The organism is Nitrospina watsonii (assembly GCF_946900835.1).
GTDB lineage: Bacteria > Nitrospinota > Nitrospinia > Nitrospinales > Nitrospinaceae > Nitrospina > Nitrospina watsonii.
Window position 1 is genome coordinate 2,830,157 of record NZ_OX336137.1, and the last position, 13,898, is coordinate 2,844,054.

Annotated in this window: 14 protein-coding genes and 1 tRNA gene; 4 read left to right on the forward strand and 11 right to left on the reverse strand. The window is 57.2% G+C overall.

The window, feature by feature from the left end; genetic code table 11:
• Positions 1-131: 131 nt before the first annotated feature.
• The gene (locus QML71_RS13240) at positions 132-1,874 is read right to left on the reverse strand and encodes a SulP family inorganic anion transporter (RefSeq protein ID WP_282012401.1); all 1,743 of its coding nucleotides are present in this window, start codon (positions 1,872-1,874) and stop codon (positions 132-134) included.
• 326 nt (positions 1,875-2,200) lie between these two features.
• On the opposite strand from QML71_RS13240, the gene glyQ reads away from it, so the two are divergent.
• Positions 2,201-3,106: a glycine--tRNA ligase subunit alpha gene (glyQ, locus tag QML71_RS13245; RefSeq protein WP_282012402.1), complete on the forward strand. Its 906-nt coding sequence runs from the start codon at positions 2,201-2,203 to the stop codon at positions 3,104-3,106.
• A gap of 314 nt (positions 3,107-3,420) precedes the next feature.
• On the forward strand, positions 3,421-4,578 hold the full coding sequence (locus QML71_RS13250) for a Fic family protein (RefSeq protein WP_282012403.1): 1,158 nt from the start codon (positions 3,421-3,423) through the stop codon (positions 4,576-4,578).
• A 44-nt stretch (positions 4,579-4,622) separates the two neighbouring features.
• On the opposite strand, the gene QML71_RS13255 is transcribed toward QML71_RS13250, so the two are convergent.
• The 3 genes from QML71_RS13255 to QML71_RS13265 form a co-directional block, all read right to left on the reverse strand.
• Positions 4,623-4,709 (reverse strand) — tRNA-Leu (locus QML71_RS13255).
• A 573-nt stretch (positions 4,710-5,282) separates the two neighbouring features.
• The gene (locus QML71_RS13260; RefSeq protein WP_282012404.1) at positions 5,283-6,308 is read right to left on the reverse strand and encodes a lysylphosphatidylglycerol synthase transmembrane domain-containing protein; all 1,026 of its coding nucleotides are present in this window, start codon (positions 6,306-6,308) and stop codon (positions 5,283-5,285) included.
• Positions 6,305-7,237 (reverse strand): bifunctional riboflavin kinase/FAD synthetase, encoded by a 933-nt coding sequence (locus QML71_RS13265; protein ID WP_282012405.1) that lies wholly within the window; start codon positions 7,235-7,237, stop codon positions 6,305-6,307. The genes QML71_RS13260 and QML71_RS13265 overlap by 4 nt, the downstream gene beginning before the upstream one ends.
• A gap of 216 nt (positions 7,238-7,453) precedes the next feature.
• On the opposite strand from QML71_RS13265, the gene QML71_RS13270 reads away from it, so the two are divergent.
• Complete coding sequence (locus tag QML71_RS13270; protein WP_282012406.1) at positions 7,454-7,732, forward strand: Sec-independent protein translocase subunit TatA/TatB; 279 nt, start codon at positions 7,454-7,456, stop codon at positions 7,730-7,732.
• A 293-nt stretch (positions 7,733-8,025) separates the two neighbouring features.
• Positions 8,026-8,421, forward strand: a complete 396-nt coding sequence (locus QML71_RS13275; protein ID WP_282012407.1) for a DUF2231 domain-containing protein — start codon at positions 8,026-8,028, stop codon at positions 8,419-8,421.
• On the opposite strand, the gene QML71_RS13280 is transcribed toward QML71_RS13275, so the two are convergent.
• From QML71_RS13280 to QML71_RS13310, 7 genes are all read right to left on the reverse strand, one after another.
• The gene (locus tag QML71_RS13280; RefSeq protein WP_282012408.1) at positions 8,403-8,834 is read right to left on the reverse strand and encodes a DUF2231 domain-containing protein; all 432 of its coding nucleotides are present in this window, start codon (positions 8,832-8,834) and stop codon (positions 8,403-8,405) included. The genes QML71_RS13275 and QML71_RS13280 overlap by 19 nt on opposite strands.
• A complete protein-coding gene (locus QML71_RS13285) occupies positions 8,831-9,685 on the reverse strand; it encodes a TrmH family RNA methyltransferase (protein WP_282012409.1) in 855 nt (284 codons plus the stop codon). Before QML71_RS13285 ends, QML71_RS13280 begins: the two co-directional genes overlap by 4 nt.
• A gap of 40 nt (positions 9,686-9,725) precedes the next feature.
• Positions 9,726-10,172 (reverse strand): cyclic nucleotide-binding domain-containing protein, encoded by a 447-nt coding sequence (locus QML71_RS13290; protein WP_282012410.1) that lies wholly within the window; start codon positions 10,170-10,172, stop codon positions 9,726-9,728.
• A 157-nt stretch (positions 10,173-10,329) separates the two neighbouring features.
• Positions 10,330-11,385 (reverse strand): tRNA dihydrouridine synthase, encoded by a 1,056-nt coding sequence (locus QML71_RS13295; protein WP_282012411.1) that lies wholly within the window; start codon positions 11,383-11,385, stop codon positions 10,330-10,332.
• A gap of 272 nt (positions 11,386-11,657) precedes the next feature.
• Positions 11,658-12,578, reverse strand: a complete 921-nt coding sequence (locus tag QML71_RS13300) for an RluA family pseudouridine synthase (RefSeq protein WP_282012412.1) — start codon at positions 12,576-12,578, stop codon at positions 11,658-11,660.
• A gap of 59 nt (positions 12,579-12,637) precedes the next feature.
• The gene (locus tag QML71_RS13305; protein ID WP_282012413.1) at positions 12,638-13,204 is read right to left on the reverse strand and encodes a YqgE/AlgH family protein; all 567 of its coding nucleotides are present in this window, start codon (positions 13,202-13,204) and stop codon (positions 12,638-12,640) included.
• A 30-nt stretch (positions 13,205-13,234) separates the two neighbouring features.
• Complete coding sequence (locus QML71_RS13310; protein ID WP_282012414.1) at positions 13,235-13,855, reverse strand: leucine-rich repeat domain-containing protein; 621 nt, start codon at positions 13,853-13,855, stop codon at positions 13,235-13,237.
• Positions 13,856-13,898: the final 43 nt, after the last annotated feature.

A 13,898-nucleotide genomic window follows, 5' to 3' on the forward strand; every position in this document is an offset into this window, starting at 1 on the left:
AAGCTGCCGAACTGGTATTTAAATGACCCCCGGTCCCCTCTTCCAGGCTCCCCCAGGAGCCTGAGACTGTCATGACGCGATGCAGGAGGAGGAGGGCTGGAGAAACCCCTGTTACAGGGTTGCACCTGGGATCACCGGGTCCGATCCAACACGGGGGTCCATCTTTGTCCGAGTGCAGTGATGCAATCGTAAGTACTGTTGAACAGGTTGTCCTGCGAAATGACATCAGGCACCATCTTCATTTTGTGGAACATCTCCAGCGGCTGACGCTGCGCTCCCGCCATGAGCACCTGAATTCCCTGCTCACTCAGTTCGTGTACCATTTCTTCCATCGCATACAAACCGGTCTGGTCGATATAGGGCACGCGGTCCATTTCCAGAATCACGCAGCGCGCGTTTTTGAGGCCGCGAATGTTCTGCGTTAGCGTCCGTGCAAAGCCGAAGAAGATGGGACCCGTCACCGTTTTCACGTAGATCTGCTCGGATACTTCCGCCAGGGAATGGAAATGACCGTTGTCGCCATTCCCATTGAAGTCCAGATTCAGGTCATTCAGCGGTGCCAGGGACGTCTGCTTGCGGCCGAGGTCGCTCATGGTTTTCATGAACACCACACAGGAGATGCCCATGCCCACCGCTACCGCCTCGATCAAGTCCACAAACACCGTGAGCAGGAAGACGGTCACGAGTACGAAGGAAGCCGAGCGCGGCATGGCGGCCAAATGCTTGAGGCCCTTGTAGTCGATGATGTCCAGCCCGACCGTCATCAGGATGCCGGCAAGCACCGGAATCGGGATGTACTGAGCGTAGGCGCCCAGTCCCAGCAGCACCAGCACCAGGAAACTGCTGGAGACGATGCCGGACAGGCTGGTGCGGCCGCCGGTGTTGATGTTCACCAGGGTGGACATGGTGGTGCCTGCGCCGACGATGCCGCCCAGCGCACCGGACAGCATGTTGCCGCAACCCTGCCCGATCAACTCGCGGTTGCTGTCGTGCTGGGTGCGGGTTTTGGTGTCGGCAATGACCGAGGTCAACAACGTATCGATGGCGCCCAGCCCGGCCAGCGTCAACGCCGGTATCAAAATCAGGGTCAGGTGCGACGCCTGAATGCCCGCCAACTCCTCCAGCTTGAGGGAAGGCAAGCCCTGCGGGATCTCACCGATGATCGGTACCGGCAGGCCCAGGAATGCGGCGGCCAGCGTCCCCACCAAAAGCGCCACCAGGGTGCTCGGCACCGCCTTGCTCACATGCGGGAACAGGTAAATGATGGCCATGGTCCCCGCGGCCAATGCCACCGCTGCCAGGTTTGCATTGGGCACCGCCGCCGGGAACTGGCTCAACACCGTCAGCACGTTCTTCGGGGACTCCAGGCCCATGAACGGGAACAGCTCGACGACGATCAGGATCACGCCGATGCCGGTCATGAATCCGGATATCACCGGATACGGCATATACTGGATGAAACTGCCGATGCGGAACACGCCGAGCAGCACCTGAATCAACCCGGCCAGCACAAAAATCGCTATGATCAACCCCAGCCCCGCTTCCAGGCTGCCGGTCTTATCGATCACCTGAGCGATGATCAAGGCGCTGACGACGGTCATGGGACCCGTCGGCGTGCTGATCAGGGTTTGCGTGCCGCCGAACAGCGCGGAAAGCAAGCCCAGCGCAATGGCGCAGTACAGGCCTGCGGTCGCACCTAGGCCGGACTGCACGCCGAAAGCCAGCGCCAAGGGCAAGGTCACCACGCCCGCCGTGACACCACCAAACAGATCGCCGCGCAGGTTGCTGAATTTGCCTTTGAACATGGCTTTCACTTTTTCCTGCAAGGGTTCTTTGTGGCCCGCTATTGCCGACGCCAGTTCCTGGGGCTTCATATTTTTTTATCCGCCTTTTGGGTTGAAGAGCCGTTTTTGAAAAAACGCTCAGCCCTCGCGTTTGATTGCTTTCATGCTGTCCACTTTAAATAAGGATAGAAGTTAAAAAAATCCTTAAAAAACCCGTTTTTATGTGGAATTGCTTCGAAAGGGGAGCGGAACTTATTCGAGGTACGGGTCCGAGATCATTCGAGAGGGGTGGACGTTTTTCTGATAACCGCTTAAAAAGAAGCGGCTGCGCCGGAGGCAACCCGGTGGCTTCAGAATGGCGCGCACCGCATTTAAATATTTGACTTGATTCGCCGTTCTCTGCTAAATAGCGGACCATGCATTTCCAAAACGTCATCATGACCCTGAACGCATACTGGACCTCGCGCGGCTGCGTTCTACACCAACCGTATGATACCGAGGCCGGGGCGGGCACGTTCAATCCCGCCACCTTCTTCCGCGTTTTGGGACCGGAACCGTTCCGCGCGGCGTATGTCGAGCCGTCGCGCCGCCCCACCGACGGACGCTACGGCGAAAATCCCAACCGCCTGCAACACTATTATCAGTATCAAGTGATCCTGAAACCGTCGCCGGAAGATGTGCAGGAACAATATCTCGGCAGCCTGCGCGCGCTGGGGATCGATCCCTTGCAACACGACATCCGCTTCGTCGAAGACGACTGGGAATCGCCGACTCTGGGCGCGTGGGGACTGGGCTGGGAAGTGTGGCTGGACGGCATGGAGATCACGCAGTTCACGTATTTCCAGCAGGTGGGGAGTCTCGATCTCGAACCGGTGACGGTGGAGCTGACCTACGGGCTGGAACGCATCACCATGTACCTGCAGAACATCGACAACGTCTATGACCTGCAATGGAACGACGCGTTCACCTACGGCGACATCCATCTGGAAACGGAAAAGCAGTTTTCCCGCTACAACTTCGAGGCATCGAGCAAGGAACGCCTGTTCCAGTGGTTCGACATGTACGAGGCGGAAGCCAAGGCGCTGTTGGAAAAAGATCTCGTCCTGCCCGCCTACGACTACACCCTCAAGTGCTCGCACAGCTTCAACCTGCTGGATGCACGCGGCGCCATCAGCGTCACCGAGCGCACCGGTTTCATCGGCCGCGTGCGGAAACTGGCCCGCCTGTGCGCCGAAGGCTACGTCCGCCAACGCGAAGAAATGGGCTTCCCCCTGCTGCGCGGCGCATCGGCAACACCCGACTCAACGCTCTCGAAGGCATAATCTGCGGTACTTTCTTCCTTAATATCAAACTTATACAATATATTGTATAAGTTTGATTGTTCTATATCCAATATATGGTAGTGAGCCTTACCCACGCCCAACTCAATACAACCAATTGATTTTAAGTAAGCTACAGTCTGGTTTAATTTTATCCCAGAAGAATAAAGATACTTTAATTTTAATTTTTTAAAAAAAGTAAAATTAAAAAAAATAATTCGGCTATAATTAAACTGGAGTGAAATTAAGAACCCTTTAATTTTAGTTTTTTAATAATTTTAAAATAGATACCTCTTGGAACCCAATATCAAATTCTTATGGCAACCCAAGGAAAGACCGCAAACGCTCGTGCAGGTAAGTACATAAGCCAACTGGAAGGATATAAAGCTTTTATACCCGAGCCTTTACCTCCAAGGCCCAATATCAAAATGGACCGCGAGCTAAGTCTCTTGCTGTCAGAAACAGATCAGGCTTTAGCACGACTGGATGGCATGACTACCCTCTTGCCCGATCCAGATTTTTTTGTGTCTATGTATATCCGTCAGGAAGCCATCTTGAGTTCCCAAATTGAAGGAACTCAAAGTACTTTGGACGATTTGCTGAAATATGAATTGGAGGGTCAAAAAAGAGGGACACCTTTTGACGTCTACGAAGTGTTCAATCATGTCCGGGCAATGAATTACGGCTTGGAGAGGTTGAAAGCCTTACCTCTTTCCTTGAGACTCATCCGGGAAATTCATAAGACCTTGATGGAAGGAGTCCGGGGTGGAGACAAAACGCCGGGTGATTTTCGCCATACTCAAAATTGGATTGGTCCCAAGGGCTGTTCCATTCGGGACGCCACATTCGTTCCTCCTCCTATAAATGACATGAATAGCGCGTTGGATAACCTTGAAACATTTCTCCACGATAACGCAACCTATCCGGTTTTAATTCATTGCGGGCTGGCCCATGCCCAATTTGAAACCATTCACCCATTCCTCGATGGCAATGGCCGGGTAGGCCGCCTATTGATCACTTTTCTATTATGTGAGCGCGGCATCTTGGCAATGCCATTGCTATACTTGAGTCACTACCTGAAGCGAAACAAGCAAGAGTATTACGACAGACTTATGGAAATAAGAAATAAGGGCGATTGGGAAGGATGGTTGAAGTTTTTTTTAAGCGGGGTAAAAGATGTAAGCATTCAAGCCAAGGAAACTTCCAAAAAAATCTTGGACCTTCAACGCGATTGCCGACAATTGGTCCATCAAAAAATCGGGAACAGTACCTTAGCCTTTAAACTGATTGATTACCTGTTTGAACAACCCTTTCTAAACAGTAAAAAAACGCAGGAAAGCTTGGAGTGCTCATCTGCCGCAAGCATTAATCTGCTTAATAAATTTGTGGACCTGGGTTTGCTTGACGAGCTAACGGGCGCAAAAAGATACAGATTTTACAGATTTTCAAAGTATGTGGATTTATTTAGGGCATAAAAAAACCGGACCTGGTGAAACCGGGTCCGGTTGGAAAAGCGATATGGTGCCGAAGAGAGGATTTGAACCTCCACGGGGTTGCCCCCACATGATCCTGAATCATGCGTGTCTACCAATTCCACCACTTCGGCATGTGATTTTAGAGACCGTAAAATAGCATAACGTTTTGTAAATTGGAAACTTTTTTAACGGTCGGGCAAGGCCCCTCCGGCCGCAGGCCACGCCTGCCGAATGGCACCGCGGAGCCTCGCAGGGACTGCCGGGCAGTAGCCCTCCGTCTCGGACAGTCCGCGCCCTCAGACCCTCGTTCGCCCACATGGCAGTAGCCCTCCGTCTCGGACAGTCCGCGCTCTCAGACCCTCGTTCGCCCACATGGCAGTAGCCCTCCGTCTCGGACAGTCCGCGCTCTCAGACCCTCGTTCGCCCACATGGCAGTAGCCATCTGCCTCGGACGCAGTCCGCGCCCTCAGACCATCGTTCGCCCACATGGCAGTAGCCATTTGCCTCGGACGCAGTCCGCGCCCTCAGACCCTCGTTCGCCCACACGGCAGTAGCCATCTGCCTCCGGACGCCGTCCGGGCCATTTTGCTACGGGCCACGCCCGCCGGACTGAGTCCGGTGACAACAGGATAAATTCAGAATCGCGCCCACAGGCCATCGCCGGAACCACCGGGCAGTAGCCATTTTGTCACGGGCCACGCCCGTTAGATTTCTTCTTCGATTTCAACGAGGTTTTTGACCGAGATGTGGTCGTGCAGGATGAAGTAGATGCCGCCCACCATGACCACCAGAAAATTGAGGCCCCACGCGACGAAGCCGAAACTGACCGCCGCCACTTCCGGCTCGTTCATGATCTCGTGCAGGGCGATCAGCACTCCCGCATTGAGCGATCCCAGAAACGCCGGCGTCGGCAGGATGGTGATGAAGATGCAGATCATCACCGTCAGCAGGATCGTCGAGGCGAGGGTTTTTTCATTGAGGTCGTAGGCGTAATACAACGGGTAATACTGCATGATCACCAGCGCCCACACCAGCGCCGTCGCCAGAAAAATCCAGATCAGCAAACGCATGCTTCTGACCACCGCCAGCCCCTGGCTGAACGTCTCCACCATCTGCACCAGCTTGTACTGCAACGCTTCCGGAAACGGTTTGATGAGCCAGTGCACCAGCTTCATGCCGCGCTCGTAATGAAAGCTCAGCAGGTAGATGAACACCACCAGCGCCACCACCAGGGCAATGCTGGCCAGCCCGAACTGGAACGCGATCGTTTGAATCGGAATGCCCGACCAGGCGATGTTGGATTCCAGCATGTCGGCGTGAAACACCAAAAGCCACGCGAACAACAAAAGCAGCAGCACCATGTCGAACAACCGTTCGACGACGATGGTGGCCAGCGCGCTGGCGAACGACAGGTTCATTTTCTTGCCCAGCAGAAAGGCGCGGATCAGTTCCCCCGCCCTGGCTGGCAGCACCCCCGCCATGAACCCGACCATCAACGGCGAACCCAGCTCCACCGTCCGCACTTCCTTGATGGGCGTCAGCAACACGCGCCAGCGGACGGCGCGCGCCACGTAGGTCAGGATCATCATCGTCATGGAAATCATCAGGTAGCCGTAATGCACCGTGGAGAACGAGTCCATGAGTTCACGCATGGACACATTGCGCACGGTGTAGTACACGGCGGCGATGGCCACCAGCATGCCGATGATCAGTTGACCGGATCGCTTCAAAACGTATGCCTGGCTAAAATGGATTTGACGGTTTCGATATCCTCGTTGATCTGCGCCACCAGTTCCTCGGCGGAGGCGAATTCCTTTTCGCCGCGAATGCGGGCGATGAACTGCACTTCCAGGTCGATGCCGTAGATCTCCTGATGAAAATCGAAAATGTGCACTTCCGCGCTGAGGCGGTCGCGGTGAAAGGTCGGGTTGAAGCCGATGTTGGCGGCGCCGTTGTACTCTTTCTGATTATGGATGACGCGCACCGCATACACGCCGGTGCCGGGAGTCTGTACCTTGCTGGTGTCCAGATTGGCGGTGGGAAAACCGATGCGCTGTCCGGTCTTGTAGCCGTGCACCACCGGACCGTGGATGGAATAATAGCGGCCCAGAAACTGCCGCGCTTCTTCCACCCGCCCGTCTTCGATCAACTCCCGCACATACGAACTGCTGACGCGGTGACCGTTGATTTTGATCTCATCCACCACGTGCACGTCAAAACCAAACTCTTCCCCCATTTTTTTCAGGTAGGACAGCGTGCCTTCGCGGCCACGGCCGAAGGCGTAGTCGAACCCGACCACGATTTCCTTGACGCCGATGAGGTCCACCAGAATGTCCTTGGCAAAATCGCGCGGACGCTGATCGGCAAACTGCTGGTTGAAATCGGCGCACACCACCTCGTCGATGCCGCACTGCTCGATCAACTCCATTTTCTGGCGGAAGGTGGTCAGCAAGGGCGGCGCTTTTTCCGGCGCCAGGATTTTCAACGGATGCGGCTCGAAGGTGAACACCATCGCCGTGCCCTGTTTGGCGTGAGCGATTTCCGCCACCTGGCGGAAAATGAGCTGGTGGCCCAGGTGAACGCCGTCGAAATTGCCCAACGCCACCACCGGATGCGGTAGCGGGCCCGAAAAATGCTTGGTACCACGGACGATTTTCATGAAAGCTGCTTGAGGTGATGCCAAAAACGAATAAACTGGAGACGATTCAATCGGTTGCCTGCCGGGTGAGGAGTGCCCTCAGGGTAGCCAAGTTTGCGGGAGGTGTCAAATGCCGGGTCCCTCCGAGACGGTTTTGCCGCACCGTCTTTTGTTGCTGCGCCCCACGGAGTTTGATAAGATCGGATCATACCAGAATCCTTTTATTTGGAAACCTTTATGTTCGATATCGGTTTTTTTGAAATCATGGTCATCATGGGCATCGGCATGTTCATCATCGGCCCGGCCAATCTGCCCCGTCTCGCCAAAGCCATCGGCAAAGGCTGGGGTGAATTCCAACGCACCTTCAACGAACTCAAACAGGAAGTGCTGGACGAAACCGAGAGCGTGAAGAAGACCGCCAACATGGATCAGCTCGAGCAGGAAATCTCCGCCGCCACCAAGGTGGACGTGGACGTCAACCTGGATACGGACATCCGCCCGAACGACAACCCCTGATCCCGCCCGCCTGGCGCAGCCAGAGGCTGGCACACATAGATTCTTCGTCGCCTGCGGCTCCTCAGAATGACAGCGGGCGTGGCCCGCCCCAAACGGGGCTATCAATCCGCGTTCGCCCACCGGGCATTGCCCTGCCGCTTCCCGGCTCAGCCGGGTCATTCTGAACGAAGTGAAGAATCTATGTTTTCTTTTTTGTAGTTGCCCCCACGGGCCATCGCCGTGACCACCAAGTATTAGCCCATTGCCCCGGACGCAGTCCGGGTCATTTTGCCGCGGGCCACACCCGCCTTGCCATGCTCAGCACACCCTCACTCCATCCGTTCCTGTCGCATTTTCCGGTGGCCCTAGCAGCCGCCGGACTGCTCATGATGTGGCTGGCGAACCGGCGCAATGACGCCCGGCTGGTGCAGGCCGCCGCCTTCAACTTCAGCGCCGGGTTGCTGATGGGTGTGATGGCCATCTTCTCCGGCCTGTTCGCCGTCGATCTCGGCCAGTGGCCCATCGCGCAGGTGGAAGGCCACCAGGGCTACTCGTTCGCCTTCGTCCTCGTCACCATCGTCTGCACCGTGTACGCCTACACCAACGCGCTGTCGCACAACGCCTTCTTTTTTTATATCGCCAACGCCCTGCTGATGGGCACCACCGCCTACAGCGGCTACGTGCTGGTGTTTCACTCGGTCAAAGGCTGACCGGCGGGCAATCCGAAGCGGTGCACCAGTTCGCCGCCGAAATACCCCGTCGCCAGCGTCGTGCCCATTCCCACGCACAGCAGCAGCAGGTACAACCGATCCGCCCACGTTTTGTGGCGGAAGCGGTAACAGATCATGGCCAGCGTGTACACGGTGATGGTGGTGAACGCATAGAGAATGTGAAATCCCAGAAATGAACGGAACGTTTGCTTCACTTCAATATCCAGAAGGCCCAGCAGGCCCACCGCCGCCGCCAGCAGCATGGCCCAGAACCCGAACTGCACGTTGAAGCGCCCGGCGGCTTGCGCCACCGGCTCTTTCTGCAGCCGTCCGTACAACTCCAGCAGACTGCCACTGGTCAGCAGCGCGATCGGAAAATGCACGATCAACGGATGGATGAAGGCGAAATTCATGATTTCCGTTTGGAATGGGAGTGCGACGGCGTGTGCAGCCGCCGGTGCATCTCGCCCAGCACCACCCCCGCCGCCACCGACACGTTGAGCGATTGAATGGCGGTCTCGCCGGGAATGCGCACCACTTTATCGCAGCGGTCGCGCACGCGTTTGGACAACCCCTCCTTCTCGCCGCCCAATACCAGCACGCAGGGAAATGGAATCTCTACGTCATAAAGCGAATCTTTCGCTTCCGGGTCGGTGCCGATCACGAACACGTTCTTGCTTTTCAGGTCGCGCAGGCCGGAAGACAGGTCCGCGCATTCGTACATCGGCACCACTTCCAGCGCACCCTCCGCGGTGCGCGCCGTGGACGAAGCCACCGCCACCGGACGTTGCGCTTTTTCCAGCAGCACGCCCCGCACGCCAAAATAAGCGCAGGAACGCAACACCGCACCGACGTTGTGCGTGTTGGCCACACCGTCGAAGGCGACGCCGATCCAGTTTGCGGGCACAGGTTTTTCCAGAAACTTATAGAGCGTGGTCACCGGCAGCGGCGCCGTCACCATCACCACGCCTTCATGGTGCACGCCTGCGGCGGCGCGGTTGAGCGATTCTTCATCCAGTTCGCGGTACGGCAGTTTGCGTTTGGCGCACCATTGCTTGATGCGGTACAACGCCTTCGACCGGTCCTTGTGGTAATACAGGCGCAGCAACCCGTCCGGCCGTTGCTCGAAGGCGCGCATGCAGGCGTTCCAGCCGCACAGCGTCCATTCGCGCTCTTTCAAAGGCACGTGTTTTTTCTTCGGCGGCGCGTTGCGGTGCGGGGATCGTTTATCGGGTGAGGATGCGAACGGCTTGCGGTCGGTCAAGAAAGGGACCTCGTGAAAAGGAAAGAAAACGCCTGCGGCGTCACCGCATGCGGGTGAGTTTGACCAGTCTCTGGTTCATGTCGTCGAGGCGGCGGATCAACACTTCGATCACCTGGTTTTTGATTTTCAAATGCAGGTTCGAACTGATCTTGTCCAGCAACATGGCATCGACCTTGAACACGATGCCTTCTTCGTCGGCGACCACATTGCTGTAGCGCTTGCGCGGCGACTTCAAACTGATTTCACCGAACAGATCGCCGGGGTTCAGGTGCGAAAGAAAAATATCATCGGGCTTGATGACGCTGAAGGTGCCCTTGATGATCACGAAAAATCCGTAATCCGCGTCGCCCACCCGCACCACGTAGTCGCCGGGCTTGACAAATTTCCAATGACTTTTGAATGAATACAGGTGCGATCGTTCTTCCGAGTTCATGAACTGGAAAAAATTATTGGCTTCCACCCAATGCTGCAACGTTGCCTGATCCATTCTCGCTCCTCCTCAGTGTGCCGAAACGTCCGCATGGATACAGAAACCGGGACACCCGCTCAGCCGTGGCCTGCATCGATTGGCCAATGCCCGGTGGACGAATCATAGCTGTCCAGCGCATTCCCAATACAATCCATTGCCTCCGGACGCTGTCCGCTCAGCCGTGTCCACCCATCATGAACGCTTCCGCCTCGTCGAACCGGGGCCGCGGCAAACCGGCCACGCCCCGGAAAAAGACCGCCCCCTCTTTCAACACCTCTTTCACTGCCGGCAGCTGGAACATCATACCGCGAAACGCCGCCGCGCCGGGATAGCCGTACGCCATCCACACCGCGAGCTTTCTGAGATACAGCACAGTGCGCCGCGTGTCGTACACCGGATGCAGCAACTGGTGAAACCGTTCGAGCAATTCCAGCGGCGTCGGCGACAAGGTCTCGCCCAGCGTGCCCAGGCACTCTTTAAAAATCCACGGATCGCGCAGCGCGCCGCGTCCGATCATCACCGCATCGACGCCGCTTTCTTCGAGCAGCGTGCGTGCGCGGTCGGCGCTCCGGATGTCGCCGTTGCCGATGATGGGGATGTCCGTTTTGCGTTTGACGTCGGCAATCAGTTCCCAATCGGCGAGGCCGCCGTAGCCCTGCACGCGGGTTCGGCCGTGGATGGCCACCCACTGGCAGCCGGCGTGCTTGGCCGCATCCACGCATTCGTGGATGGTGAGTTCATCGTGGCTCCAGCCGGTGCGCATCTTGACCGTCAGCGGCAGGTCGATGTTGCTGCGGATGTGCTTGAGAAACGCGTGCAGTTTTTCGGGGTCGCGCATGAGCGCCGCGCCGCAGCCCTTCTTCACCACCTTCTTCACCGGACACCCGAGGTTGATGTCGATGAAGTCCGCACCCTGTTGCTGCACGCTCGGCGCGACGCGGACATAGTCGTCAGCGTCCTCGCCAAACAGTTGAATGCCGACCAGCGTGCCGGGGTTCTCGTGCACGCGGATCATCTTGAACGTGCGGTCCGAGCTAAAGACCAGCCCCTTGGCCGACACCAGCTCGGAGATCAGCACCCCCGCGTCCATTTCGTCCAGAAGCTGGCGGTAGCAGAGATCGGTGATGCCGGACATCGGCGCCATCCAGAACGGATTGCGCATGCGCTGGATCAGCGGATACGCGGTATCCGTATCGGCCATCGTCATCGGTTTTTGTATCGGTGCGTTCATTCAGTCAAACTGTTTTCGTTCAGTCTCAGATTTTCACGTTGTTGGCAAAGACCAAAATTTCTCCCTCTCCTTACCAGGCAGACCTTTGCATAACCGAGTAGAAGAACCAAACATAGATTCTTCGCTGACGCTCAGAATGACAATTCAGATCCCTGCCTGTCATTCTGAGGAGCCCCTGGCGACGAAGAATCTATGGGTTCGCTCTTTCAAAAGACTCATGCAAAGCTCTCTTTAAGGGGTGAAGGGGTGATCATTCATTTCCCCATGCAGTTCTAAATATGAAACCTTTCCCCCGCCAGCGCACTGCGGTCGATGAACGGTTGAAAGTGATCCGGCCACGGAGCCGTGAGGTCCATCGTCCCGGCCAGCCCGGCAAAGCCCAGCCGGTAGGCGTGCAGGCCATACTCGTGCGAACCGTTCACTGCCTCCCCATACACCGGATCGTTCCACAGCGGCAGGCCGAGGCTCGCCAGGTGCACGCGGATCTGGTTGGTGCGGCCGGTGTGCGGCACCGCTTGGATCAACGACCGCCCGCCGCAGATGGCCAGGCATTCGAAATGCGTGACCGCCGGCTTCGGGTTGAGGGTGCCGGGTCCGACGCCGCGCGCCGAGCCCCGCACCTTGCCCACCGGGGCATCCACAGTGAAGGCGGGCTCCTCCGGCACGCCGTCCACCAGCGCCAGGTATTCCTTGCAAACGCGGTTGTGCGTGAACTCCTGCGACAGGTGATACGCCGCCTCGCGTGTTTTGGCGAACACCACCAGCCCCGTGGTGGTCGCGTCCAGCCGCTGCACCGGGCGCGGCACCTCATCCGGATACCGCTGGCGCAACAGTTCCGTCATGCTGTTCTGAAAGTAGCGTCCGCTCGGGTGCACCGGCAACGGCGCGCCCTTGTTGAACACGCGCAGGTGCTCGTCTTCATACACAATATCGAGGCGGCAATCGGCGGGCGGTTCCGTGCGCACGCCCATGTTGGTGACGATGTGGTCGTGTTGCTGCAACCGCGTGCCCACGGGCACGATCTCGCCGTTGACGGTGATGGATCCGTCCTCGATGCGGCGCTGCCATGCGTCGCGGCTGAAATAGGGAAAGCGCTCGGCGAAATACGCTTCGATGGCATAACCGATGTATTTCCCCGGCAGGTGGCAGGCGTAGATCTGTTCTTTTGGAGGTGGTGTGTGGTACCGGCTCATCTGTTTTCCTGTCCCGGCCGGTGGAGCCGGGAAGGTTGGCGATTCCCGCGTGCAGTCCCTCAATTCATGCGCGGGTCAACCGGCGCCGTGAGCAGGTACTCGTATTCCTTGCCGAGCGACTGCACCACGCGGCCCCAGATGTTGCTCTCCGGGTCGCCGAAAATGTGATCGTTCTTCGCGTCGCAGGTCAACCAACTGCGGTGTTCCATCTCCCCTGCCAGCTGGCCGCCGCCCCAACCCGAATAGCCCATGTAAAAGCGCAGGTTCTCCGCCGGGTTCTCCAGTTGCAGGTACACGCTCTCCAGAGGTTCCCAACTCATACCCAGATGAATGCCGTCGCAGATGTGATCCAGCCCTTCGATCGGCTGCGGCGAGCGCACCAGGTAAAACACCTGCGACTGCTGCACCGGCCCGCCCACAAACACTTCGTTGTCGTAGCCTGTCAGAAACTCCGCCTGCTGGAACAGGTCGGAGGCCATCAGCCCCGCCTTGCGGTTGACCACCAGACCGAACGACCCCTCGTCGTTATGGTCGCACAACAACACCACCGTGCGCGAAAAGTTGGGATCTCCCAGAACCGGATTGGCGATTAAAAAAGTGCCTTTGCCATAGGAGTCTTCGGACATGAACTCACCTGAACCCAATGGGCGGTTGATTTACAGATTAACGGACTGGCACTTGCGAAACAACGATCCGTTGCGTGCGTCGGAACGCCCCTCCATGGTGGTGAAATTGTTGTCCATCGCAATGGAAACCAGGTTGGGCAGTTTGGTGGAGCTGGCCAGCGCAAACAGGCCCTCGTCGCCGATCTCGTTCTGCGCCAGGTCCAGTTCTTCCAAGCGTTCCAGCTCGTTTTCCTCCGCCAGCGCCCTGGCCCCCTCGTCGCGCAGGTAATTGCGGTACAGGTTGAGGGTGCGGAGCTTGCGGAACACCTTGGACTTGATGATGGCGCGCAGGCCGTTCGGGCCCAGGTTGTTGCCGCCGAACTCGACCCAGTTGACCTTGGAAAACGCTTCCGCCTCGGCAATGAAATGCGCGCCCGCATCCTCGATGCGGTTGCCGCCCAGGTTCAGCCGCTTGATGCTGACGATGCGCGGGTCCTCGGCGATCACCTTGATGCCGTTGACGCCGACGCAGCAGCCGAACAGGTTCAACTCACGTCCGTCTTCGCTCAACTTGTCGGTGACCACCTTGTGCATGGTGTCGATCAGTTTTTGTCCGGTATAATTGCACGGTTCTGCCGTGTCGTAAATGTGGTAACCACTCAGTGAAGGCATATTCCCTCTTTCCCCGGCCAGAAAATTCAGTTTTTCAAACTAT